Source organism: Arsenicibacter sp. R0_47 (assembly GCF_057652235.1).
This window is the reverse complement of sequence record NZ_JBYFCJ010000010.1, coordinates 18,881-43,641: the sequence shown is the minus strand read 5'-3', so window position 1 is coordinate 43,641 and position 24,761 is coordinate 18,881. Positions and strand designations below refer to the sequence as shown.

Sequence of the window (24,761 nt, the reverse complement as noted above, 5' to 3'; positions counted from 1 at the left end):
TATGAATTTTCCGTTAACCACCCTCTTGATTGACGATGAAGCACTGGCCATCAGCCGCTTAAAACGTTTACTGAGTAAGTTTGATAATTGTTTCGACATCATCGGCGAGGCCGGCAATGGTGCCGAGGGCCTGTCGCTGGTCGAAGCTAAACGCCCTGATTTAATTTTTCTGGATATTGAGATGCCGCTGCTCAACGGCTTCGAGATGCTGTCCCGGCTAACGTACATGCCCATGGTCGTTTTCGCCACGGCCTACGACCAGTATGCCATCCGTGCGTTTGAGGAACACTCTGTGGATTACCTGTTAAAGCCTGTCGAAACCGAACGCCTCGAACGGACGGTCCAGAAAATCCGCTCCTTCATTGACCTTTCCCGCTCCTCAGCCGCCGACGATGACGTGCCACCCGCTCTGCATCCGGCCGATAACCTGATGCGGATGCTGGAGCAGATGCGGCCGAAAAAAGAAATTTATTCGATTTCGGTAAAAACGGGCGATAAAATCAAGCTCGTGCCGCTTTCGGAAATTGCCTTTTTCGAAGCCGAGGACAAATACGTATTTCTGTCTACGCTCGACGGCCAGAAATTCCTGACGAGCTATACCGTAACGACGCTGGCCGACAAGCTGCCGGAAACATTTGTTCGGGTCAGCCGCTCGACGCTGGTCAACAGCCACAAAATCAACGAAATCCACCGTCATTTCGACGGTAAGTTCCTGCTGGTTATGGCCGACAAAAAAGCGACCAAAGTCCAGACCGGCTCTACTTACGGTGATGCCATCCGGCGGTTGATGGAGATTTAACAGGCCGGATGCTGCCCAGCGTTTTGTGCCATGGCAAACTATGGTATTGTTGGTCCCTTTAGTCTTTCTACGGCAAAAAACAATATTAAGAATCAGTCTAAATAAATTGGAGAATTACGAATCGTGCCCTACTTTTGCACTGTTTATAATTATTCCAAATAAATGAAATCACTATACAACCTCGTTACACTTATCACGTTATGCCTGTTAACTGTTGTATCTGAGGCAGTTGCTCAACATCATGGAACGATCACTGGTATCGTCAAAACCAGCGATGGTAATCCGGCAGCTTTCGTAAACGTCGGGTTGAACGATACCCGCAAAGGCACCATCTCGGCCGAAGACGGCTCATTTACGCTCCGGACGATCACGCCCGGTACTTATACGCTACGTACGACATTTGTTGGCCTGAAGGAACAGGAAAAGACCGTGACTGTTAAAGCCGGTCAGACCGTAACCGTCGATTTCTTGCTGGACGAAAACACCGCTCAGCTCAGCGAGGTGGTCGTCAAAGGAACCAACCGCGCCGTTACGGCCGGTAAAGCAAACATCGCTACGCTCGACATGCCCCAGACAACGGGCGTCGTCAGTAGTGTCGTTATCGAAAACCAGCAGATTTCCCGCCTGGGCGATGCCCTCAAAAACGTCAGCGGTGTATCGTTGACGCAACAGCGGCAGGGCGTTGCGGAAACCTTCTCGGCCCGTGGCTACAGCATCAGCATTGCTGGTGCGGCAGGCAGCATCTTTAAAAACGGGGTGATTTCAAATACTGCGGGATTCCCGGAAGCCAGTACCCTCGAATCCGTAGAAGTGTTAAAAGGCAGTTCAGCGCTGTTGTATGGCAACGTATCCGGCGGTCTGGTGGTAAATATGGTGACCAAAAAACCAAAGTTCAACTGGGGCGGCGAGGTGTCGATGCGGGCCGGCAGCTTCGGCTTATACAAACCAATTTTTGATGTCTACGGACCGCTGAGCAAGAATCTGGCGTTTCGTGTGGTAGGCACCTATGAAAATGCGAGAAGCTACCGTGATGTGGTGAAGTCAGACCGTGTTTACGTCAACCCTTCCCTGCTTTATAAATTAGGTAAGAAAACAAGCATTCTGCTCGAAGGTGATTACCTGAAAGCCAACATCACACCTGACAATGGTGTCGGCTCGCTGAACGCTAACATGGATGCCATCATTCCGGATGTGCCCCGATCGCGGTTTATCAATACCAGCTGGGCCTATAACCGCATGGAGCAGGCCAGCGGTTCGATGAATATCCAGCACGATTTCAACAACCAGTGGAAGGTCAACGCCATTGTGTCGGCGCAGCAAACCGATATTACCATGTTCGGCGCCGGCGTACCCAACAACAACGTGGCAGCCAACGGCGACTGGAGCCGTGCGCTAAGCCGTACGCTGACATCGGAAAAAAACAAAACGGCGCAGATAAACATCAACGGCCGGTTCTCAACGGGCAGCATCGGTCACCAGTTGCTTATCGGGTCTGATCTGGTTGCGATCACGAGTGTCAGCAATGCGTTTACCATCACCAGCAATGGCGTCGGCGTAACGACCTACGACAAGATCAACATTCTCGATCCGGCCAAATATGAGCAGCGTACCGACATTCCGGACAGCCGCGCCATTACCCGCACGACCTCACCATCGTACCGTGCCGGTGTATACGTACAGGACCTGATTACGCTGACCGACCACATCAAAGTCTTTGCCGGTATCCGCTGGTCGTATCAGAAGACGCTGCAAACCAGCATCCTTGACCTGCGTACCGATGCCGCCACCCGCGGCGCAGCCCAGACTAAATATGACCGTGCGTTCTCGCCCAAGCTGGCGCTGATTTATCAGCCGACAAAAAACACGTCATTCTTCGGCAGCTACTCCAACAACTTTACCATCAACACCGGTGTCGATATTTACGGCCAGATCCTGAGCCCGTCGATTATCGACCAGTTTGAAGCAGGGGTTAAAAATGAATTTCTGGACGGACGCCTGCGGGCAAACTTCAGCATCTACAAAATTGTCAACAGCAACTTTGCGCAGATGGCGCTGACCAAAGCCGACGGTACGCCCAACACCGACACCAACGTGAAGGAACTGACCGGCCAGACAACCAGCGACGGCCTTGAAGTTGACATCAACGGCAATCTGTCGAAAAACTGGTTTTTTATCGCCGGCTATGGCTATAACTACATGCGTTATACCAACACATCGACCGCCAAAGGAGCACCGATCCTGGGTGAGCGCCTGACCAACAACCCCGCCCATACCGGTAATGCCACGATTTTCTATACGTTTGATCTGCCACAGCTGCGCGGCCTGAAACTGGGAGCATCAGCGTTTTACACGGGAGCCCGTTACGGAGGGAATAACAACACCGTTGGCCAGACACCGGAGTTCAGCCGGCTGATTCCGCTGACCGGCTTTGCCACCTTCGATCTGTCGGCCGGCTACAGCTACAAACACGTGTCGATTCTGGCGAAGGTATCCAATATTACCAATGAGCTGAACTACCTGATTCACGACCGGTACAGCATTATGCCGATTCCGCCGCGTCAGTTCACGACTACATTGACCTATAAATTCTGATTGCACATACCTTCCCTTGTCAACGCCCGCCGGTGAATCACCGGCGGGCGTTTTTTATGTGATCAGGAAACCACCTTCACCGTTACCACACCCGGTACAGAGCGCATCAGTTGCATCAGACCGGTTGGTTTTTCCTTGCCGGGCACAGCAACAGCCACGTGCCCTTTAACGCGCACGCCGTCGCCTTCCAGCTGCATCCCCATAATGCGGTAATCTTCGTCCGCCGGGATAGCATTGGTCAGGTCGCCGACAAAGCCGATGCGGTCAAACCCCAGAATCTGGTAAACATGATGTTGGTAACTCGTGTGGTGTTCCATAATTGTTGTTGTTTTGTTCGTGTAAAAAGTGAGATATACCTAACTAACACCTATACGACCGGACTTAATTCCAGTACGGCGTCAATAATTCGCGCCGGATCGGGTAACCGGTCAAAATATTCCGCTATGCTGTGGCAGGTAATGATCCGGTCCGGATTTACCACGTATATAGCCGGCAGAAAAACATCGTCTGAAATGCCGGAAATCCGGTCCCAGACGGGATCATCTTCCGAATGAAGGCCAAACCGCCGCGCGACCGAAAGCCGCGTATCCTGCGCAATCAGCAAATCCACAGGACCAGCCTGCCGGGCTACGATCTTTGCCCGCTCATCGGAAAAGACCAGCAGGTTAGCCCCGACCGCTTTCAGGCCATACGACAACCGGACCAGTGTTTCCAGGTATGGCCGGGCATAATGGCCCCAGTTCGGGCTGTAAAATGCAATGACCAGCGGCTGGTTATCGAGCAGATCGTCAATTGACGTAAAAAAGCCCGGCACTCCGGACGTGTCCCTGTCGTCGGTCCGGTTTACAAGGTTGAGATACGGTAGTTTATCACCGGTTACCAATGGCTTTAGCTTATGGGTTGCAGTGCGGTCTTTCAGCATGATTGTGCGAATTTCTTCCCCTTCGTTTTCAATTTCGTACAGCATGGTTCGGTCTGTTTGATACAGGTTATTGTTCGGTTAAAGACTTCCGTAGAGCGTTTGCAGGTAATAGCGCCGTAGTTCCCGGAAGTAAAAAATGTAGATAAATGCCACAATGCCGCCCGTAACGATCAGGGCCGTGTGTGGCCAGTAGAGGTACAACCCGATGGCAACCAGACTAAACCGGACCCATTCCAGGTAAAATACCCACCGGCGCTGTTCCAGAATACAACCGATATTTACCAGCGTCAGGGCCAGAAAGATGCCGGTAATAACCTTAGGCAGGGCCGGAACCTGATGCTCGAAGAGGCTCAGGCAGAACAGCACCACAATCGAAACAATGAGCTGGATAAGCACATAGCCCCGAAACCGTTGTGTACTGGCCCGCTGCTTGTGTTTCGACAAAAACCGGCGCTCGGCCAGCCCCCGGAGCGATTCATCGAAATCGGCCGGCCGGCCAAACACAACCTTTAGTTTGTTGAGCAAGCCATGCTGCCGCTGTACGGCATACCAGATTTCGATCAGAAAATGAAAATGCTGCCACAGAAAACTATGGCTGTTCAGGGGTTTCGTGAGGCCGAATACCGGTTGCTCGTCTTCTTCCTGAAACGTCCCGAAGAGCTTATCCCAAATGATAAACATATCGCCGTAATTCTTGTCCAGGTAGCGCGGGTTGATAGCGTGGTGGACGCGGTGGTGCGATGGAGTCACCAGAAAATATTCCAGAACCCCCAGTTTGCCGATCAGCTGCGTATGGGTAAAAAACGGATAAGCCCCGTGGACCAGCAGAATGGTAATGATCATGCCCGGCGGAAAACCGATTACCGGCAAAACCGCCCATATCGTTGTCCGGACAGCCGCCTGAAATACCGTGATGCGGGTTGCCGCCGTATAATTAAAATCCTCACTCTGGTGATGCACCACGTGTACGCCCCAGAACAGGTTAATTTCGTGGCCCAGCCGGTGATACCAGTACCACAGAAAGTCGGTAGCCAGCAGCAGCAGTATCCACAGCCAGACCGTCGGCTTAATGTCAAACAGGGCAAAATGATCGTGCAGGTACGCATAAACGCCGAAAAACAACGACGTTGTAAACAGATCGGTCAGCCGTTCGGCTACCCCGATGCTCAGATTCGCGATTGACCGGTCAAACTGAAACAGGTTTCTTCCCTGCCGCCGTGCGACCCAATATTCCACACCGATAAAAAACAAAAACAACGGTATGGCAAACGCTATGATATTGATCCCGTGCATAAGCAATAACAGCAATAGTCGATGCTGTAGATAGAGTTTTAGTATTTATAGTCTATTGATTTAATGGATTTATTGCAAATAAACGAAGTCCTCCGTATTAAAGTCAAGTATTAGGCCCGAAAATGATTCCTTAAAAAAATAAAAAAGCACCAGCGTAACGCCGGTGCCTGGGAAGCCGTAGGGTAAACAGTTATGCCGCCCGGTGCTGAACCGTCCGGCTGGTTGTCCGCAGTTTGCGCGTATTGCCTGCTTCATCAAAGACTTCAGCCGAGACCGCGCCGAGATGATAGGCCCGTTTGAGAATAAAATCAAACGGCAGGTTAAAGTAGCCGGATACTTCGGAGCGGAAGCTGTCAGGAAATTTGGTCAGCCGGAGTCCGAAGAAATTACGGATATCGGCTTCCGGCAGCAGGGTGGCCAGCGCCACGCGTTCGGCTTCGGCCAGCAGTTCCTGCCGCGACGCATACAGCTTTTCGAGGCCGATGGAAGCCGTCAGGATGGCCAGAAACAGGTTTTTATACATCCCTGTGAGTTCGGCCGGCAGCATAATCCAGCCCTGATCCCGAAAGAGACCCGAGAAGCCGGTAAGGCCCTCAACGCCGCGCAGTTCTCCTGCCATCATCGTATCTGGAAACTGCAACCGGTCGTCGGTTTTCTGCATGCGGTATACGACCGCCTCAACGGGAAGTTTCTGGAACAGCACATCAACCGGCAACACATGCGATTGATCCCACTGATCGGTCAGGCGGGCAAACATCGACTCATTATACACGAGTTTATCGGGCGTTCCGAGGCTTATCAGCATCCGGCGATAAGCGGCCAGAAAGTCGATAGCAAGTTGGTTTGGATGTTGTTTTGATCTAGCCATTAAGCAGTGCTGCACGTGCTCCGGCAGCCATTAGTTGTTGTTGATACTTAGGAATAAAGATACAAAAATTCCCTGAAACTACCAATCCACACTTTATACACAAAACCCTAATTTATAATTACTTATGTTCTCTTTTTGTGCGTACTATATTAAACATATTCATGATTTCCTTCTGGCTCCCGGCAGGTATCGGAAATGACCCGGCAAATTCTGATAAAAATAAGTGCCCATTCTCGATCCGATCCAGGTAAAACAGATTTATCAGATAAGACCGGGAAAGCCGGTAAAATTCATTTTCCGGAAAATACTGCGTCAGGTGACCCAGACTTGCGCTAATATGAAGATAAGATACCTGTGTAGTAACATACACTTTCGTATAGGAGCCATCCGCCTGCAAATAGACAATATCCGCCAGGTTAACCTTCTTATATCCTCCTTTATTTACAGGCAAAAACAGACTGCCAGATAAAAATATCGCTGTATCCTGCAAACCTGACTGCCAGTTTTGATATGCCATTTCTACCCGTCCCGTAAGCTCATTATGTAGAAAAGGCTTTAGTAAATAGGCAACAGGCTTTGTATCTCTAACCGCTTTAAACGTTTGAGGTTCAGAATGTGCAGTCAGATAGACTAAGGCCATTTTATGTTTAGCCAGCAGTTCTCTAGCCGTTGTAATCCCATCAGCCAGCGAATTTGCCAGACTAATATCAACCAAGGCTATATCGAAATGGTATTTACTAAGTGCAGACAGTGCCTCCTGATAATTACGGGCAGTTACAACTATATGGGCGGCCTCTTCTAATGTCTCCCGAATATCCATAGCAGTAACCAGATCATCTTCAATAAGCAAAATAGTTAGTGGTTTCAGTGACATATTAGAGTGGAAATTTCATAGTAAACATCAAACCTTTTGCAGCATTAGTATTATTTTCAGGCAGTATCGTAGCTGCTTTGTAAGAGACGAAGGTATACGCACCATATAATTGTTCAACCTGTGTCTTTATTAGTGTCATCCCAAAAGATCCAGATCTATCAGGCGGTTCATTTTCCTGCCATCCTTTACCATTATCTTTAACATCCAGGAATAAATAACCTTCGTTCACCGTAAAACGTATCTCAAAAACCGGATGGTCAACTTCAGGAAACGCATATTTACAAGCATTCGTGGTAAGCTCATTCAGAATAAGACCAACTGAAACGGCTTTATCGCCCTGCAAAAACATTGGTTCAATGCTATAGTGAACTACTATGTCATTGTAACCATACACTTTAAGTACACCATCCACAACTTCAGGTACAAACGTGCGGACATCAACCTCAACCAATTCTTCTTTATCATAAAGCTTTCGGTGTACGATTGCCATTGCCTGAATACGTAGCCGGCTCTCCTCTATAGCCTTCCGAACAGCTTCGTTTTTTAATCGTTTAGCTTGAAGGCTCAATAAACTGGAAATAAGCTGTAAATTATTTTTTACACGGTGATTTTGCTCTTTCAGCAGTGTTTCATTTCGTAAGCTCATACGGCGATTTCGGCGCCACATCCAAAAAAATATACTACTCATACCGGCAGCCATTATCAATAAAATCAATACAGCAGCCATAAACCGGCTTTGCACATGAAGCGTTTGTGCTTGTAGTTTTATTTCCCGTTGTTGTGTATTTAGTCTTGCCTCTTTTTTTCTGGTTTCATATTCAAGATGTAAACGAGATATAGCTCCTTCACGATCAGCAAGTAGTAATTTTCGTTCCAGGCCCTTCAGGCGCCGGAGCCTTACATTCGCTTTCTTCCATTCACCAATCTGCTCATAAAAAAGTATAAACTGGTTTTCGAGATGTATTTGGATAGCATATTCATTTAACTGATAAAATATGTATTGCTTTTCTGCCTTTGCTAAGGTTTGGTGTGCTTTACTGTACTTACCTGCATTGCGATAAGCAGCTGCCAGAAAAAGCATACACTCAACCTCATCCCCATAAAGTTCCTCAGAAGGAAAAATAGCGATGGCACTTTTCAGATAAGGAATAGCGCGAGGATCTTTAGCCTTACTGAAAAGTGTACCTAATAGTTGATTTGTTGCCGCAATACCCTTGCGGTCCTTAAGTTTATAACTAATACGCTCAAGTCTTTGGTAATACCCTAACGCTTTTAGATAATAGCCTTCTTGTTTATTCCCACTTTTCTCCCAAATGTACTCACTGATCTTACCAAGCATCGCGAAGGAACGTAGATACCCCTGTTCAGAACGTATTTTCTGATAAATTGACAGGGACTTTTCAGCAAATAAGGTAGCCTGTCGGATATCACCTTTCTGCAGTTCATTCTCGCTTAATCTGACATAAAGCCGGCCAAGCTCGAAGGAGAGACCGCGTCGCTCCTGAATTGCCAGCGACTTCATGAAATAGCGTTGAGACGTTTCCAGATCACCGGAGAAGGCATACGTTTTTCCATACAGGTAGTATGCTTCTGCTAATTGTAAGCTATCATGCTGTGCAACAGCCTTACGCTCTGCTTCCTGTGCACGCAATAGCCGGTTTTTCCGGAGAGGAAGATAGGTTGTGGATTGAGCAAGGCTAAACCACGGTGAAATTACCAGCAACAAGGCGATGAATCTGATACGATTCGTAATAAGTCGCATAGCATCCGTAGGTGTGAATAATTGATAAGATATAGAGAAGTATTCAATTCTACTCACAATGTTATTTGACTCGTAAGAAATAAGCAAGGGTTTGCAAGAAAAAAGGTTACCTCCAAAAGATCACCGTTGACGGATAATTAACCATTCACCACATTTGGTCACAGTTTCGCCATAAATAGCTATCGGGCAGTTTTGCTAAACTATATCCCGCTGCACGTCCACACCATTCCCAAACTTATACACAGAATGAACGTAAGCTCGCTAACTAACAAACATCATTCATGACTGATCGACTATTTTCACTGCCTCCGCAATCCAACCAACTAATAGCCGGAATGCGGAAAAGCGCTTTAATACTATTCGGCTAAGACATTTTAATCAAACTTTCACACTTATGCAAAACATTACTCAGATCAACAATATACTTTATTTCATTCTTCTGCTTGGTATGGTAAACTGTAGAGGCCCTCAAGGCGATACCGGTCCTCAGGGTGCGGTTGGCACGAAAGGTATACCAGGGGACGCTGGTAATCCCAACGTGGTATATACAGATTGGAAAACATATACATGGCAAGTAAAAAAAAATACCAATGATTCTTATGAGCTTTCTGTAAGCTCTACTGATAACCCTGTCTTTACAAGAAATGCAATTAGTTCTGCTGCTATTTTCACATACGTTAAATATCAGACATTTGCAGACTCAATACCTACCACCTACAAACTAGTCGAGCGTATAAGTAATAGCAAAGATATAAGTCATTATTTTAAAATTCCTGGAAGAAAAAATGCATCTTTTTTCGATTATGGCTTTTCATATATCGCTACAGGTGGAATTGATGAAAATTATTTTTCACCAACGATTCAAGTTAATACTTATACTCTTGGGCAAGCGATACCTGAATTACAGAATCAATCAGCAGATTACATTAGAAATCTAGTCAAAAATTTACCTCAATTCAGGCATGTCATCGTATATGGTGGAGTAAAAAATGGAAGATTAGCATCAATTAACTGGAGTAACTATGACGAAGTAAAACAGATACTTAGTCTAAAAAATTAACAATTAATCTCCTCATACCTCTTCTATCCTTTAGAGTATTTCACCTAATAATCACCACATATCATGACAAATTCATCATTTTATAAATTTGCTGTTTCGGCTCTTATTATTACCAGCATAATACTCGTTAATTCATGCAAAGGACCGGCAGGACCACAAGGTCCTGCCGGTATACAGGGTACAACTGGAGCTAAAGGTGATACGGGTCCCAGAGGCAATGCAAATGTTACCTATAGCGACTGGAAAACGCCGAACTGGGACGGTACGGTTTCAGGAATTGGGCTTAATAACAGCAACGTTTATCTTAGCACGGCTTCTACTACAAATTCATTACTTACCAAAGAAGCGATAAACTCAGCAGCAATTTATACCTATATAAAATATTACGAATTAGTAGCAGATCCCGGCAATTCACAGCAATACACACTTATAGAAAGGATAAGTCTTGTAAATTCAGTATCCAGTTATTTTAAAATCCCTGGCAGATCAACCAATAAGCGGGAAGACTTTGCTGTTGCTGTATTTAGTTATGATAATTACGCAGAAAATTATTTTTCACCACAATTAACAATTATTACCTCACCTTACGATTATACTAAAAACGCGTACGTACCCATTCCTGAAATTACAAATAAAGCAGTAACATTTTATAAAGATATTGTAAAATCTATTCCCCAATATCGTCAGGTAGTGGTTTTCGGAAATGTAAAAGGTGGACGTTATGCGACTATAGACTGGTCAGACTACCACACTATCAAAGAGCTATTTCAACTAAAAGATTAGCCCAACTTTCGTTTTAAATTATTTTTCTCTGACTACTAAAATCAGCCGTCATGCGAACTTTCTACCGATTTTATAAAGCATATTTTATGATCCTTTTTTGTGCGGTAACGGCTACCACCGGTATGGCACAGACCTGTCCGGCTCCCAATGGTCTTAGTATAGACTACATCGGTTCAACTTCAGTCAATGTATTTTTTTTTGGTGGAGAACTCGGAGCCAGTTATGAGATTCAGTATAAACCCATCAGCAGTACGGCTCCATACACATCCTATACGCTAGTAACAGCGACGGGCACCGGCGGGAAATCTTATTACATCACTGATCTTATCCCTAATACTATATATTCTTGGCAGGTTAGAACAATATGCCCCAACGGAACTACGTCTGCTTTCGTAAACTCTGGAAATAACTTCCAGACTAGCTGTGTTTTACCAAGTGGCCTTGGTGTAGATAATATTGGCTCAACCTCAGCGAATTTATATTTTTTTGGTGGTGAATCAGGCGCCAGCTATGAAATTCAGTATAAACCCATCAGCAGTACAGCTCCATACACATCTTATACCTTGGTAACAGCGACGGGCACCGGTGGGAAATCATACTATCTTACTGATTTAACGCCAAACACGATCTACACGTGGCGGGTCAGAACCATATGCACATCCGGAAGTCCATCAGCGTTTGTTAATCCAGGCAATAACTTCCAGACAACCTGTGCAACACCGGGAAGCCTCGGCACAGACAATGTCGGTTCTACGTCTGCCCGTTTATATTTCTATGGCGGAGAGCAGAATGCTACCTACGAGATTCAGTATAAACCCATAAGTAGTACCGCCCCGTTTACTTCCTACACGTTAGTTACCGCCGCCGGAACAGGCCAGAAAGTATACACCCCTACTGACCTCATCCCAAACACGATCTACACCTGGAAAGTACGTACCATCTGTGCTCCGGGGATTACGTCTGCATTCGTGACCGCAGGCAGTAATTTTCAGACGTTGTGCCGCATTCCAAGCTCCCCCGGTGTTGATCAGATCACCAACAATTCAGCACGGGTTTTCTGGTACAATGGTGAGACCGGCGCTGATTATGAGGTTCAATGGCGGATAAGAAACACAACAAGCTGGACATCCGCAACACTGGTCACCCCGCTTGGTGTTGCGGCACAAAAATCGTTCGTCATTAATGACATCCGGCCCGGTACCATTTATGAATGGCGCGTAAGGTCTATCTGCGCCCCTGGTATCACTTCTGACTTCATGGTCGACCCCAATAGTTTCCAGACACTTTGTGGTACACCAAACTCCCTCACGGCTGATCAGCTTACATCCACATCAGCCAGGCTTAATTGGTTTGGTGGTGAAGCAGGTGCAAGCTACGAAATAGATTACAGAGTATCCGGAGCAACCGCATGGACTACGATCCCGGTATCTGCCACACAAGGACCAGGCGAATTCAAGCGGCGTATTGTAACGGGCCTCAATGCCGGTACAGTCTACGAGTGGCGAGTCCGGACGGTTTGTACCGCAGGCATCTTTTCTGTTTATGCCGTACCAGGTTCTGTTTTTACCACTGTATGTAATCCTCCTGCACCACAGGGTGTTCAAAATCTCCAGGGGTCATCCGTCGAAGTAGTCTGGAACGCCGGTGAATCGGGGGCCAGCTACGAAGTGCAGTATCGTGGAGTAGGGACACTAGCCTGGACAACCGCGACATTGAGTAGCACGCTCCCTGCCAGTGAATCCAAGCGCCTGACTCTGAACGGCCTCACGCCCGGCGTTGTCTATGAGTGGCAAATCCGGACGGTCTGTCCTTCAGGCGTACCCTCAAGCTTTACGATGGCAACGCAACGTTTCCAGGTTCCGGTTCGAAATGTGTATGTAGGTGTCGGAGCCGGGCAAAGCAACAACACAGGTATCGGGAACGTTGGTCTTGGCACCATGGCTAGTTTTTCGGCAACAAACGCAAACAGCAATGTTGCTGTCGGAGATTCAGCCGGTCTCAGTAATCTTGGCAACAACAACACCTTTGTCGGTGCCCGCACAAGTGCTGTCCAACCTAACCTGACGAATGCAACCGCTATCGGCTTTAAAGCTAAGGTAGGGATTAGTAATGCCATTGTGTTAGGTGATACAACGCAGAATACGAAGGTAGGTATCGGCACGACGACCCCACTATTTCCACTTGATGTACGGGGCACCATTAACCTGCGGGATCGTGGCACGCTGAAATTCAGCCATCTAGTCAATCCGCAATTCCGCTCTGACGGAACAGACAAGTTTCTGACGGTCAACGAGGCAGGCGAGGTTGTATTATCCCGCTATAGGCTATCAATCACAGACCATAGCCAATGGGCCGACCGCGTCTTTGAGCCATCCTATCTGCTTAAACCCTTACCGGAAGTTGAGCAGTTTATCCGCTCTCACCAACACCTGCCGGGCATTCCATCTGCCAGAGATATCGTGAAGAACGGTATGGATGCCACGCACATGAACGCACTGCTGCTGGAAAAAATAGAAGAGTTAACACTGCATCTGATACAACTTCAGAAAGAAGTCAACAAGCTTAAAACCAAGAAATAAATAAGAGATTATTCCGGTGCGCCGCGCCCCAGGGCACCCATAACATTATCTTATCATGAAACACCTTTATTGGCTCCTGCGATTGGGATTACTTTTAGCTGGTATGGCAGCATGGCAGTACGCATTTGCTCAAACTTACTGTACGCCTACATCAACCTGTGGTTCAGGAGGAGACGGTCTGGTATCCGTACGTTTGGGTACAAATCAGTTAAGTCTGAATAACGGATGCCCTGCCAGCGGGGGCTACAACTCGTTTACCCTCGCGTCGGTCACCGTTACACCCGGAACGTCTTATCCGATCAGCGGTACATTCACAGGATCAAACTATGACCAGGATGTAAGTATCTGGATTGATGTTAACAAAGACGGTATTTTTACGACTGATGAACAGGTATATAAATTGTCTCAGCAAGTTCTTACCAGCTTTTCCGGTACAATAACCATTCCGGCTGGTATTTCGCCCGGAACATTACGTATGCGTATTCGCATCTGTGATTCGGGCGTTCCGGAGAACCCCTGTACAAATACGTCATACGGCGAAACGGAAGATTATATTTTGACAGCAGGCATACCTACTACCTATAGTCCATACACCAGTTTAATCGGGCCGTACAGTGCCCGGTTAAACTGGAACAATTTAGGTACAGCAACCAGCTATGACGTACAGTGGCGACCGGCAGGCGGTAATTACACGCTAATAAACGGTATTTCTTCTACGACATATGCACTGACCGGCCTGACTACAGCTACAACCTATGAATGGCAGATGCGGCCTGCTAATACAACAACCTGGATCGGAGGCCCTGTTACCTTTATAACGCAATATCCTTGCACCAACACACCTACTCTTTCAGAATACTCCATTACATCAAAGTCAGCAAATATTAGCTGGAGTTTTTATAATCAGGACTATCCCAACCAGACGTATGATCTTCAGATTCAAGTAACCGGAACAACATCATGGTCTACGTTAGCTACCAGTACAACCCTAACGTCCTACAATCTTACCAATCTAACACCGGGCACCAGTTATACGTACCGCGTGCGGGCCGCCTGCTCAGACTACACCACAAGAACATTTTTAACACTGCCTTGTGCAGCACCTACCAGCCAGCAAAGTGACTTCATTACATCTTCATCAGTCCGGTTGCAATGGTATGAAAATGACCCCGCCAGTAACCTCTATACTATACGATTCTGGAAAACATCGACCCCGTCATCAGTAAGCAGTATCACAGGGATCACTGGTGTTCAGTATACAAATTACTATTTTCTGACGGGCCTTACCAATAGCACCCAATATAGCTGGACACTGCAAAAGCAATGTACCGGTACCGTATCGGCACCCAACAGCCCAACCAGTACATTTACAACAGCCTGTAATATTCCCACAAATTTATCCAGCGGTTATATAGGCAGAAACTCAGCCAGGCTATCCTGGTATTCGAATGGACCTTTGGTTACCTATGACGTTCAAATCCGTGTAACAGGAGCTTCTGCCTGGAGCTTAATATCTGGTGTTAGTAGCAACACCACCAGTACATATACAGATTTATCTCTTAACAATTTATCCGTAAACACAGCTTATGAGTGGCAAGTACGTACTAACTGTGGTGGGGGGATCACGTCCGCATACACAGCTATACGATCCTTTACAACCACCTGTGCTACGCCATCTGCACCTAGTCTTGTTTATAATGGAGCAAGTTATGACAGAGCTGCTTTGTATTTATATACCAATAATCTGAATACACCGCATGAACTGCAATATCGACCCGTCGGTACTACGGCGTGGTCATCTGTAACAATAAATGTTGGTAATGCAGGATCAACATCCCCCGCCAGCTATACCCTTACTGACCTGGCTACGGGAACCACATACCAGGTACAGTTAAGGGCGCAGTGTGGGGTCGGTTCCACGTCACCGTTTTCATCGACCAGCTCATTCCAAACGTTAAATTGCCGCCCCGTTACCAATTTACAGGTAAACAACATTGCACTGAATTCGGCTCGGTTGAGTTGGTATGGCGACTATCAAAACCCGGCGGGGGCTATCTATGAGCTACAGTATCGACCTGTAAACACACCTGTCTGGACAACTGTCAGTAGCCTTAGTTTTGCCAATTACTATTCACCGGTCTATTCATTAACAGCGCTCACGTCCAATACAACCTATGAGTGGCAGGTAAGGGCGTTCTGCACATCGACAGGTAGTTCAACGTATACAACCGGATCAACGTTCCGGGTCGAATGTATTTCGCCAACCTATCTATCGCACAATGTCGGTTTCAATACAGCTCAGTTGAGCTGGAGCGGGCCATCCGGGGCGTCCTTTGAGGTACAGTGGCAACAGCAGGGTAGTAGTGAGTGGAATTCCGTGACAACGACTAATTATTATTATCAACTCACAAACATTTCGGGGGTATACAACTGGCGGGTGCGTTCAGTTTGTACACCAACAGAAAGTTCGACGTTTGCGGGGCCAATGAGTTTTACGACCATTTGTAATGCTCCATCTTATATTTCGGTGAATAATATCAGTTCTTACGCTGCTCAGGCAAACTGGCAAGCCATAACCGGCAACCCCGCTTATACCATTCGCTGGCGGCAACTCAATACAGCCAACTGGAATAACATAGACGACCTGACACGTAATAGCGAGTTTATCACCGGATTACTCAACGCGACAGCCTATGAAGTGCAGGCGGCCGCAAAATGTTCGGCTATACAAAGCTCGACATATACGACCTCATATACATTCATAACAGGTTGCAGTGCTCCTAATAGCCTAAATCAGACAGCAAGTTATGATTCGCCGACAACTGCCCGACAGCTGCAGTGGAGTGGCATAACAGGAACATCTTATGTAGTTGAATGGCAGCAACAGGGTATGTCTGTCTGGAATATTTCACCCGTTCTTAATCAATTCAGCTATCAGTCTTTTAACTATACCCTTTATGGTTTAACGCAGGGAGTAGGTTATAACTGGCGGGTAAAAACCGTTTGTGCCGATGGTTTATCGTCTGATTATTCTAACGGAGCCTCCTTTACCCTAACCTGCAACACTGCTCCACCGACAACCTACAACAGCACCCCCACATGGAGCAAAGCATATGTATACTGGAGCGGAAGCAGCCTCGTACCACCCTATGAACTCCGCTGGAGACCTGTAAGCGGCACAGTTTGGAATATGGCAACAGAGCTCACAAGCTCAAGCTTCAACATGGATAGCCTGACCGGGAATACAGCTTATGAGTGGCAGGTACGCGTACTTTGCCCTCTATCGGCAACTACTTCATTCGGTCCCTCACAAACTTTTGCTACCAGCTGTCAGCCAGCAACAAATCCATATGTTTGTGGCGTAAGCAATTCTATAGCAAAACTTAGTTGGTATGGTCCTGATGATGCTTCATTTGTCATTCAATGGCGCCAGAAAAATACGACAAACTGGAATATTATTAATAGCATCAACACAACGAGCTTTACCCTAACCGGTCTAAATACTGCAACAGCTTATGAATGGCAGGTACAGACAGTATGCGGAGCGATATCAAGTACAACCTTCAGTAATCCGGTTAGCTTTACGACCAGTTGCATCAGTCCAACATACCTTGATGCATACGCCCAGCAATGTAATTACGTAAGTCTATACTGGAATGGCTGCTCCGGAGGAATCAGCCGGTATGATCTCAGGTATCGGACCGCAGCTAATCCTGATAACTGGACTACACTGAGTAATCTTACAACCACAAGTCAATATATCTATTCACTCCAACCGAATACAACGTATATCTGGCAGGTACGGACCCGCTGTTCTGAGAATGAAAGCTCTCCTTTCTCACAAACAGCCACCTTTACAACACCTGCTTGTACTGGTGGGAATTGTGATCCGGCTACAAATTCCTATGAATATGGAATTACTTCAACGGCAGCCGGCCTGAGCTGGTCCGGAACAGGTCCATTTAACGTACAATACCGCCAAGGCTACACCAGCACCTGGTCATCGCTTACTGCCAATTATGGTACAATACTATCTAACTTAACCGCTGATACTCCATATGACTGGCGGGTGCAAAGTCTCTGCAGTGGCAATGGTACATCCGCCTTCAGTCAGATTGACTTTTTCCGGACTGTCTGTAATATCCCGTTCAATCCGCAGGTCAGTACCTATGGGCTCACGCCAACGTCGGCCAGATTAAGCTGGGATAATTTTGTCGGTACTTCTCAGTTTGAAATCCAGTGGAGACAACAGGGAGCTAGCGGTTGGAATACGATCAGTAATGTAATGACTGCTTCGTATAGCCTGACCGGACTCAATTCTAATACAGCCTACGAGTTCAGAGTTAAAACGCTTTGTAACGGGGGAGGAAGTTCTGCGTATTCACACGCTGTACCTTTCCAGACTGCCTGTAGTAAACCAACCAGTGCCTTGACAAGATCTATCACCAGGACAAGCGCTATATTTAGCTGGTATATAAGCACTAGCGGGTCACCGCAGATTGAATTACAGTATCGCGCATTTAATACCGACATATGGACAACCGTCATTACCGTCAGTACGTCGTATACGGCTACAGATCTGCTCCCCAATACGGCTTATGAGTGGCGGCTCAGAACACTATGCACGGGCAATCCCTCACCTTATCTGCCTGTACTGACGTTTCAGACCCCAGCAGACGTTGCTCCCCCCTGCCTGAGTATGGTTTCTATAAAAAATGGCAACTGGGATGACCCATCCGTTTGGTCATGCAACCGCATTCCAAACAATACAGATCTTGTTTTATTAAAACATACGGTAGTAATTCCTGAAAACCAGACCGCACGCGCGCTTCGTGTGACCTTTGACAATGGAGCAAGGCTCTTGTATCAAACTAATTCCCGTTTACTGATTCCTTAATAAATGGTTATGGACAATACCTACATCACCTGCGACAAAAAACGCATTGATTTGCCATCGATTGTTTTACTTGAAGGCGACTGGAATTATACCCGCATCCACCAACATGATCTCTCTATTCAAATGAGCTCATATACGCTGAAATGGTATGAACAGTTATTAACAGATTTTATCAGGGTGAGGAAAAACGTCATTATCAATCCAAACCATGTAGTGGATATCAAAAAGGATGCTGAAAATACGTCAAGACTACAGCTATTATTAAGTAATGGCCGTATCATAAACGTCGCCCGAAGACGGCAGACGATCACGAAACGAAGACTACAAACATTATCATAGATTAGCGTAGCATGAGACGCGTTTGCGGCGTCTCATTCATTCAACACCCTCACCAACGCAGATATCGAACTGATTCCCAGCGCCTGTGCCTCTTTTCGCCGCATCATCAGGGCATAGCTGTTGTTGAAGCCAAGGGGTGCCAGCCAGACGGCACCGAACCGCTTCCGGGTTTCGTTTTTCACAAACGCATAAACAGAATCCGGCTGCATCGGCAGAGCCTTGAGCTGTGCGGCGGGGGGTTGCAAAATCACCAACAGGCCGGTGCCGGTATATTCAGGGTAGAAATCGATGGAGCCGCTGCGGAGAGCATCGAAACAGATCTGGGTGCCGCCCAGACCGGTCTTCGCATCAACGCCCAGATCGGTGTGTCCTTCGATGAGTTGCCGGTAAATTTCGGCCAGAATATACTGTTCTGTAAATACCTTGGTGCCCATTACCACGCGGTTTGTCCGCGTACCGGCTTTGGGTTGCCGGTATAAGCCCGATTTTTTCAGAAACAGCTGCGCAATGTCGGCCGGTGCCTGGTGTTTATAATCGGCGAGGTAATTGAGGTAGGTCATGGCCGAATCGGTGAGTTTACCGGCCAGCAAATCCAGGGTCGGCTGTAAGGCCGGATAGCGGTCGAGCGCTGCCTGACGCACAACCGGGGCGGCATAATAGGGCGGAAATGCCTGTTTATCGTCGTTCAGGACCAGCAGGTCATAGGCTTTGATCCGGCCATCGGTCGAATACCCGCTGATGATGTCGACCTGCTCCCGCTGAATGGCTTCGTACATCAGATTCTGATCAATCAACCGGGGTCGCAGTTGCAACCCGTAGGTTTTCTGAAGGCCCGGATAGCCGTCGGCACGTCCGTAAAACTCGTGGGCAAAACCGGCAATGAGCTTGTCCGAATGGCCCGGCAGCATGGTAAACGCGGTCAGCAGCGGCAGCAGAACCACAAACGCCAGGACACTTACCCGCCCCCGCCGGCCGCTCAGCCGTTGCAGCCAGGCCAGCCCGTTGTCGAACAACACCGCCAGTAACGCCGCCGGAATCGCCCCCGCCAGCATCATGTTGACGTTGCTCAGAGCAATACCGCCGAAAATAAACTCCCCCAGCCCACCCGCTGCCACATAGGCCGCCAGGGTGGCCACGCCCACGTTGATGACCGCCGCCGTCCGTATACCGGCAAACATAACCGGTAAGGCCAGCGGCAGTTCAATTTTCAGGAGTATCTGCCGGTCGGTCATGCCTACACCACGGGCGGCCTCCTTGACCAGCGGACTAACGCCCTGGATACCGACAAAGGTGTTGCGGATGATGGGGAGCAAGGCATAGAGAAACAAGGCAACCAGTGCCGGCCCCATCCCGATGCCAAGGGTAGGAATTAAAAAGCCCAGCAACGCCAGGCTCGGAACGGTTTGCAGAACACCGGCAACGCCCAGCACCACTGAGGCTACCCGTTTGAATCGGGAAATAAGGATTCCCAGCGGAATACCAATGGCCATCGCCATCAGCAGCGAAAGCATGGTCAGGCCGATGTGCCGCAGTATTTGCTCAATAACTTTGTCTGACTGCTCGGCCAGAAAACGGAAAAAGTCTGTCATGCAGAAAACTGGTTAGCAACCGGCGTATAGTCAGGCAATACGCCGGTTGCTAACGCAGGTTAATGATGTCCGGATGGTCCGGGTTTGTTCTCTTTCCCTTTGGCCTCCAGTTCCTGCAATTTAGCTTTTCCGTAGGATAAGCGCGTAATGCCGACGTATAAAACCGGCACCACAAAGATGGCCAGCGTCGTTGCGGCGAGCATCCCGCCCAGTACCGTCCGGCCGATGGTTACCCGCGCAACGGCCCCCGCTCCTGTCGCAATTGCCAGCGGCATAACCCCCAGAATGAAGGCCAGCGAGGTCATCACGATCGGGCGCAACCGCAGTTTTACGGCCTCCAGCGTGGCTTCCAGCAGGTTCACCCCGCTGTCTACCCGCTCTTTGGCAAACTCTACGATCAGGATGGCGTTTTTCGCCGCCAGACCAATGAGGGTAATCAGACCGATCTGCGCATACACGTTGTTGGTCAGGCTCGGGAACAGCATCAGGAACAGAATGGCCCCGAAGGCGCCGATCGGCACTGACAGCAGCACCGAGAACGGCACCGACCAGCTTTCGTACAAGGCAGCGAGGAACAGGAAGACAAAACCGATCGACAGGGCGAAGATGTAAACCGAACTCGACCCTGACTGGATTTCTTCCCGGCTCAGGCCCGAGAAATCGTAGCCATAACCGGCAGGCAGCACCTTAGCCGCTACCTCTTCCAGGGCCGCAATGGCCTGACCGCTACTGTAGCCCGGCTTTGTACCGCCATTGATTTCGACCGACTTAAACAGGTTATAGTGCTGAATCAACGGCGCATTTTCAATGATCTTTGTGCTGATCACCGTACTCAGCGGCAGCATCTGCCCCGCCTGATTCCGGACGTAATATTTGCCAAGCTGATCAATATCGCTCCGGAACATGGTATCGGCCTGCGCCACAACCCTGAATTTCCGGCCGTAGACAATGAAGTCATTCACGTAGCGGCTACCGAGGAAGGTTTGCATGGTGCTGTAAATATCGCTGATATTCAGCCCCAGTTTCTTAGCCTTTTCGCGGTCAACCTCCACACGGTAGGCAGGAGTTTTGGCCGTAAAATAGGTAAAGGCGCGGTTGATTTCCGGCCGTTTGTTGGCTTCGGCAAGGAAGTTCTGTACGACTTTTTCAAACGTTTTGATGTCGTCGTTGCTTTCCCGCTGCTCGATCTCAAACGTGAAACCGGCTGTCTGTCCGAGGCCCGGAATCGGCGGCGGCGACACAACGACCACGTTGGCATCGCGGATCGGCGCAAACAGCTTCTGCAGCTTCACAATTACCGAATCGCTCCGCAAGCCCGGCTCTTTCCGCTGATCCCACGGTTTCAGCTGGAGAAATACCGTCCCTGAGTTCGATTTCGACGAGAAGGTAATGGCGTTCAGACCACCCAGGGCCGCAAAGTGGCCGGTAAACGGCTGGTCTTTCAGCGTCTTCATGATCGTGTTCAGCACTTCCAGACTTCGGGTCGTTGAAGCGCCTTCCGGGATTTCGTAGGTAATGAACAACCGGCCTTCGTCTTCGGTCGGGATAAAGCCGGATGGTTTCATCTGGAACAGCATCACCGTTCCGGCATACACTACTACCAGCATCACCAGCACGTAACGGGTACCTTTGATCCACTTCCGGACACTCTCCGAATAGCCGTGGCTCACCCGCTCAAACCAGTGGTTAAACTTGTAGAAAAACCGATTCAGCCCTTTCGAGTTTTCGTTTACATCCTGCGGACGCAGCATCAGCGAACACAGGGCCGGTGTCAGCGACAAGGCCACGAAGGCCGAAATCAGTACCGAAATCGCAATGGTAATCGCAAACTGCTGGTAAAGCCGCCCGACGATGCCAGGGATGAAACCCACCGGCACGAATACCGCCGCCAGAATCAGGGCGATGGCCACTACCGGCCCCGAAATATCGCGCATGGCCTTTATGGTCGCTTCTTTGGCCGAAATCCGCTCGGTGTCGATGTAATGCTGGACGGCCTCCACCACCACAATCGCATCATCGACCACGATACCGATCGCGAGCACGAATCCGAACATGGTCAGGGTATTAATCGTAAACCCAAACGGAATAAAAAAGGCAAATGTGCCCAGAATCGACACCGGAATCGCCAGAATCGGAATGAGCGTGGCCCGCCAGTTCTGCAGGAACAGGAACACCACAATCACCACCAGAAACAGCGCCTCGCCCAGTGTTTTGACTACTTCGTCAATCGACACCTGCACGACTGAAACCGACTCAAACGGCACGACATAATCCACATCCGCGGGGAAGGTCTGCTTGAGTTTATCCATCGCCGCATATACCCCTTCGGCGGTTGCGAGGGCGTTACTACCCGGCAACTGGTAAATGAGGAGGTACGAAGCACGCTTGCCGTCGACAAACGAGTTGCTGGTATAGGAGAATTTCCCGAGCTGAATCCGCGCTACGTCTTTCAGGTAAACAATTGACGAACTGCCTGTTGTGCTCCGGACAATGATATTCCGGAATTCTTCTTCCTTGCTCAACCGGCTGTTGGTAAACACCGTGTATTCAAACGCCTGTGACTGAGGCTGCGGCGGAGAACCTACCGAACCGGCCGCTACCTGCAGGTTTTGTTCCTGCAAGGCCGCCAGTACTTCCGAAGCGGTCATGCCCAGCTGCGCAAGTTTGTCGGGTTGCAGCCAGATCCGCATACTGAAATCATCGGCACGGCTGAAAATATCACCGACACCCTGTACCCGCAATAAGGCATCACGGATAAAGATGTTGGCGTAGTTATCCAGAAACGGCACACTGTGGGTACCCTTCGGTGAATAAATCGCCACCAGCATGAACAGACTCGGGTTCCGTTTCCGCACCGTTACCCCGAGACGGGTTACCTCTTCCGGCAGCTGCGGCTGGGCAATACCGACGCGGTTCTGTACGTCGAGGGCGGCAATGTTAATGTCGGTACCAACGTCGAAGTTTACGTTGAGGCTCAGGCGGCCGTCGTTGGTACTGTTACTTTGCAGGTAGGTCATACCCGGCGTACCGTTTACCTGCGTCTCGATGGGCGTTGCCACCGTTTGCTCCACCGTCTGGGCATCGGCACCGGTATAGTTGGCCGTTACCTGCACCACGGGGGGCGTAATATTCGGATACTGGCTGATGGCCAGGTTGAGAATCGACAGAATACCGATGGCAACGATCACAATGGACGCCACGATGGCCGTTACCGGTCGGTTAATAAAGGTATTGGCAATCATAATGGTTTCTGTTTTGTGGTATCACCTGCCGTTACAACGCGGATCGGTGCGCCGTCACGCAGTTTCTGGGTACCTTCGGTAACCACCTTATCGGTGTCCAGTAAGCCGTCTTTCACAATAACTTTATCGGCCAGCCGCGCGCCCAGCGTGATTTTCTTCTGCACGGCACGGCTGCTGTCGCCTACCACATAGACGAAATATTCGCTCATCTGCTCCACAACAGCTTTGTACGGAATGATCAGCTGCGGCCCCGGTGTCTGATTACGGATCCGGACGTTGACCGTCAGACCGGCTTTCAGGGTATACTCCGGATTCGGGAAAAACAGCCGTACGCGCAGGGTTCCGGTCTGCGGATCAACAGCACGGTCGATCAGACCCACTTTACCCGCATAGGGATACAGGCTGCCATCGGGCAAGACCAGCATCAGCGTCGAATCACCGCGGCCGCCGATCGTTTTCGGCATCCGGGTGAACCGCATAATCTGTGACTCATCCACGGCAATATCGGCCGCAATCGGGTTGTCCGACGAGATGGTATTCAGAATCGTTTGTCCGGGCGACACCGCCGTTCCCAGCTTTACCTGTGAGAAACCGATTGTACCGTCGAACGGCGCAAAGATGGTCGCATAACGCAGGTTGGTCGACACGCTGCGGACGTTGGCCTGCGCCGCCGCCACCTGCTGCTGGGCCGAAGCCAGGGTAGCATCTGCATTATCAACGAGTTGCCGCGCCACCGCATCCTGCTGCGCCAGCGTATGGTAGCGGTCGGCGTCCTTCTGCGCCCGGACCAGATTGGCTTTGGCCGCATTCAGGTTAGCCACTGCCTGATCCAGTCCCGCCTGATACTGCTGCTGGTCGATGGTATATAATTTCTGTCCTTTCCGGACCCGTTGGCCTTCTGTAAAAAAGATACCGGTGATATAACCCGCTACCTGCGGCCGGACTTCGACTTCGTTCACCGCCGTAATGGTAGCCGGTAATTCATCATAATAAGAGGCGGTCTGGCGACTGGCCGCATAGACCGACACGGGTGTCGGCGGCGGTGCCTGTTGCTGTTGCTGCTCTTTTTTATCGCCACATCCTGCAAGCCCCCAAAAGCCCGCCAGCGTAACGACGATCCAGGTTGTTGTTTGTTTCATGGATAATCCGGAAATGAGTGAAA

The 24,761-nt window shown here is 49.0% G+C and carries 16 protein-coding genes; 7 read left to right on the top strand and 9 right to left on the bottom strand.

The window, feature by feature from the left end; genetic code table 11:
- Window position 1 precedes the first annotated feature (1 nt).
- Both AC23NW_RS17915 and AC23NW_RS17910 read left to right on the top strand, forming a co-directional pair.
- Window positions 2-799: a LytR/AlgR family response regulator transcription factor gene (locus AC23NW_RS17915; protein ID WP_293841001.1), complete on the top strand. Its 798-nt coding sequence runs from the start codon at window positions 2-4 to the stop codon at window positions 797-799.
- Window positions 800-961: 162 nt separating this feature from the next.
- Window positions 962-3,391 carry a TonB-dependent siderophore receptor gene (locus tag AC23NW_RS17910; protein WP_487451015.1) on the top strand — a complete coding sequence of 810 codons (2,430 nt, stop codon included), beginning with the start codon at window positions 962-964 and terminating at the stop codon, window positions 3,389-3,391.
- Window positions 3,392-3,453: 62 nt separating this feature from the next.
- On the opposite strand, the gene AC23NW_RS17905 is transcribed toward AC23NW_RS17910, so the two are convergent.
- From AC23NW_RS17905 to AC23NW_RS17880, 6 genes are all read right to left on the bottom strand, one after another.
- Window positions 3,454-3,708 carry an ACT domain-containing protein gene (locus tag AC23NW_RS17905; RefSeq protein ID WP_293841007.1) on the bottom strand — a complete coding sequence of 85 codons (255 nt, stop codon included), beginning with the start codon at window positions 3,706-3,708 and terminating at the stop codon, window positions 3,454-3,456.
- A gap of 50 nt (window positions 3,709-3,758) precedes the next feature.
- Entirely contained in the window at window positions 3,759-4,358 is a 600-nt protein-coding gene (locus tag AC23NW_RS17900; protein WP_487451014.1) for a peroxiredoxin family protein, read from the bottom strand.
- Window positions 4,359-4,391: 33 nt separating this feature from the next.
- Window positions 4,392-5,606, bottom strand: a complete 1,215-nt coding sequence (locus tag AC23NW_RS17895) for a sterol desaturase family protein (RefSeq protein WP_487451012.1) — start codon at window positions 5,604-5,606, stop codon at window positions 4,392-4,394.
- Window positions 5,607-5,796: 190 nt separating this feature from the next.
- A complete protein-coding gene (locus AC23NW_RS17890) occupies window positions 5,797-6,474 on the bottom strand; it encodes a hypothetical protein (RefSeq protein WP_293841015.1) in 678 nt (225 codons plus the stop codon).
- A gap of 118 nt (window positions 6,475-6,592) precedes the next feature.
- A complete protein-coding gene (locus tag AC23NW_RS17885) occupies window positions 6,593-7,348 on the bottom strand; it encodes a response regulator transcription factor (protein WP_487451011.1) in 756 nt (251 codons plus the stop codon).
- A 1-nt stretch (window position 7,349) separates the two neighbouring features.
- The gene (locus tag AC23NW_RS17880) at window positions 7,350-9,110 is read right to left on the bottom strand and encodes a tetratricopeptide repeat-containing sensor histidine kinase (RefSeq protein ID WP_487451009.1); all 1,761 of its coding nucleotides are present in this window, start codon (window positions 9,108-9,110) and stop codon (window positions 7,350-7,352) included.
- A 394-nt stretch (window positions 9,111-9,504) separates the two neighbouring features.
- Between AC23NW_RS17880 and AC23NW_RS17875 the strand changes: the two genes are divergently transcribed.
- The 5 genes from AC23NW_RS17875 (at window position 9,505) to AC23NW_RS17855 (ending at window position 18,768) form a co-directional block, all read left to right on the top strand.
- Complete coding sequence (locus AC23NW_RS17875; RefSeq protein ID WP_487451007.1) at window positions 9,505-10,170, top strand: collagen-like triple helix repeat-containing protein; 666 nt, start codon at window positions 9,505-9,507, stop codon at window positions 10,168-10,170.
- Between the two features lie 63 nt (window positions 10,171-10,233).
- The gene (locus tag AC23NW_RS17870) at window positions 10,234-10,953 is read left to right on the top strand and encodes a collagen-like triple helix repeat-containing protein (RefSeq protein WP_487451006.1); all 720 of its coding nucleotides are present in this window, start codon (window positions 10,234-10,236) and stop codon (window positions 10,951-10,953) included.
- 563 nt (window positions 10,954-11,516) lie between these two features.
- Window positions 11,517-13,532: a fibronectin type III domain-containing protein gene (locus AC23NW_RS17865; protein WP_487451005.1), complete on the top strand. Its 2,016-nt coding sequence runs from the start codon at window positions 11,517-11,519 to the stop codon at window positions 13,530-13,532.
- Window positions 13,533-13,587: 55 nt separating this feature from the next.
- A complete protein-coding gene (locus AC23NW_RS17860) occupies window positions 13,588-18,429 on the top strand; it encodes a fibronectin type III domain-containing protein (RefSeq protein ID WP_487451004.1) in 4,842 nt (1,613 codons plus the stop codon).
- Window positions 18,430-18,438: 9 nt separating this feature from the next.
- Complete coding sequence (locus AC23NW_RS17855; protein ID WP_487451003.1) at window positions 18,439-18,768, top strand: LytTR family transcriptional regulator DNA-binding domain-containing protein; 330 nt, start codon at window positions 18,439-18,441, stop codon at window positions 18,766-18,768.
- A gap of 32 nt (window positions 18,769-18,800) precedes the next feature.
- Here AC23NW_RS17855 and AC23NW_RS17850 read toward each other — a convergent pair whose 3' ends face one another.
- Genes AC23NW_RS17850 through AC23NW_RS17840 form a run of 3 tightly spaced genes read right to left on the bottom strand, consistent with a single transcriptional unit; the run spans window position 18,801 to window position 24,738 of the window.
- Window positions 18,801-20,357, bottom strand: coding sequence for an ABC transporter permease/substrate-binding protein (locus AC23NW_RS17850; protein WP_487451002.1), 1,557 nt, complete (start codon window positions 20,355-20,357; stop codon window positions 18,801-18,803).
- A gap of 59 nt (window positions 20,358-20,416) precedes the next feature.
- Window positions 20,417-23,599, bottom strand: a complete 3,183-nt coding sequence (locus AC23NW_RS17845) for an efflux RND transporter permease subunit (protein ID WP_487451001.1) — start codon at window positions 23,597-23,599, stop codon at window positions 20,417-20,419.
- Window positions 23,596-24,738: an efflux RND transporter periplasmic adaptor subunit gene (locus tag AC23NW_RS17840; protein WP_487450999.1), complete on the bottom strand. Its 1,143-nt coding sequence runs from the start codon at window positions 24,736-24,738 to the stop codon at window positions 23,596-23,598. The genes AC23NW_RS17845 and AC23NW_RS17840 overlap by 4 nt, the downstream gene beginning before the upstream one ends.
- Between the last annotated feature and the right edge of the window lie 23 nt (window positions 24,739-24,761).

Bases quoted from the DNA above. Each gene is read 5' to 3' on its own strand.
- AC23NW_RS17850 (WP_487451002.1), bottom strand. From the start codon at position 20,357: ATGACAGACTTTTTCCGTTTTCTGGCCGAGCAGTCAGACAAAGTTATT.
- AC23NW_RS17875 (WP_487451007.1), top strand. From the start codon at position 9,505: ATGCAAAACATTACTCAGATCAACAATATACTTTATTTCATTCTTCTG.
- AC23NW_RS17900 (WP_487451014.1), bottom strand. From the start codon at position 4,358: ATGCTGTACGAAATTGAAAACGAAGGGGAAGAAATTCGCACAATCATG.
- AC23NW_RS17905 (WP_293841007.1), bottom strand. From the start codon at position 3,708: ATGGAACACCACACGAGTTACCAACATCATGTTTACCAGATTCTGGGG.
- AC23NW_RS17870 (WP_487451006.1), top strand. From the start codon at position 10,234: ATGACAAATTCATCATTTTATAAATTTGCTGTTTCGGCTCTTATTATT.
- AC23NW_RS17880 (WP_487451009.1), bottom strand. From the start codon at position 9,110: ATGCGACTTATTACGAATCGTATCAGATTCATCGCCTTGTTGCTGGTA.
- AC23NW_RS17840 (WP_487450999.1), bottom strand. From the start codon at position 24,738: ATGAAACAAACAACAACCTGGATCGTCGTTACGCTGGCGGGCTTTTGG.
- AC23NW_RS17845 (WP_487451001.1), bottom strand. From the start codon at position 23,599: ATGATTGCCAATACCTTTATTAACCGACCGGTAACGGCCATCGTGGCG.
- AC23NW_RS17860 (WP_487451004.1), top strand. From the start codon at position 13,588: ATGAAACACCTTTATTGGCTCCTGCGATTGGGATTACTTTTAGCTGGT.
- AC23NW_RS17915 (WP_293841001.1), top strand. From the start codon at position 2: ATGAATTTTCCGTTAACCACCCTCTTGATTGACGATGAAGCACTGGCC.
- AC23NW_RS17890 (WP_293841015.1), bottom strand. From the start codon at position 6,474: ATGGCTAGATCAAAACAACATCCAAACCAACTTGCTATCGACTTTCTG.
- AC23NW_RS17910 (WP_487451015.1), top strand. From the start codon at position 962: ATGAAATCACTATACAACCTCGTTACACTTATCACGTTATGCCTGTTA.
- AC23NW_RS17895 (WP_487451012.1), bottom strand. From the start codon at position 5,606: ATGCACGGGATCAATATCATAGCGTTTGCCATACCGTTGTTTTTGTTT.
- AC23NW_RS17885 (WP_487451011.1), bottom strand. From the start codon at position 7,348: ATGTCACTGAAACCACTAACTATTTTGCTTATTGAAGATGATCTGGTT.
- AC23NW_RS17855 (WP_487451003.1), top strand. From the start codon at position 18,439: ATGGACAATACCTACATCACCTGCGACAAAAAACGCATTGATTTGCCA.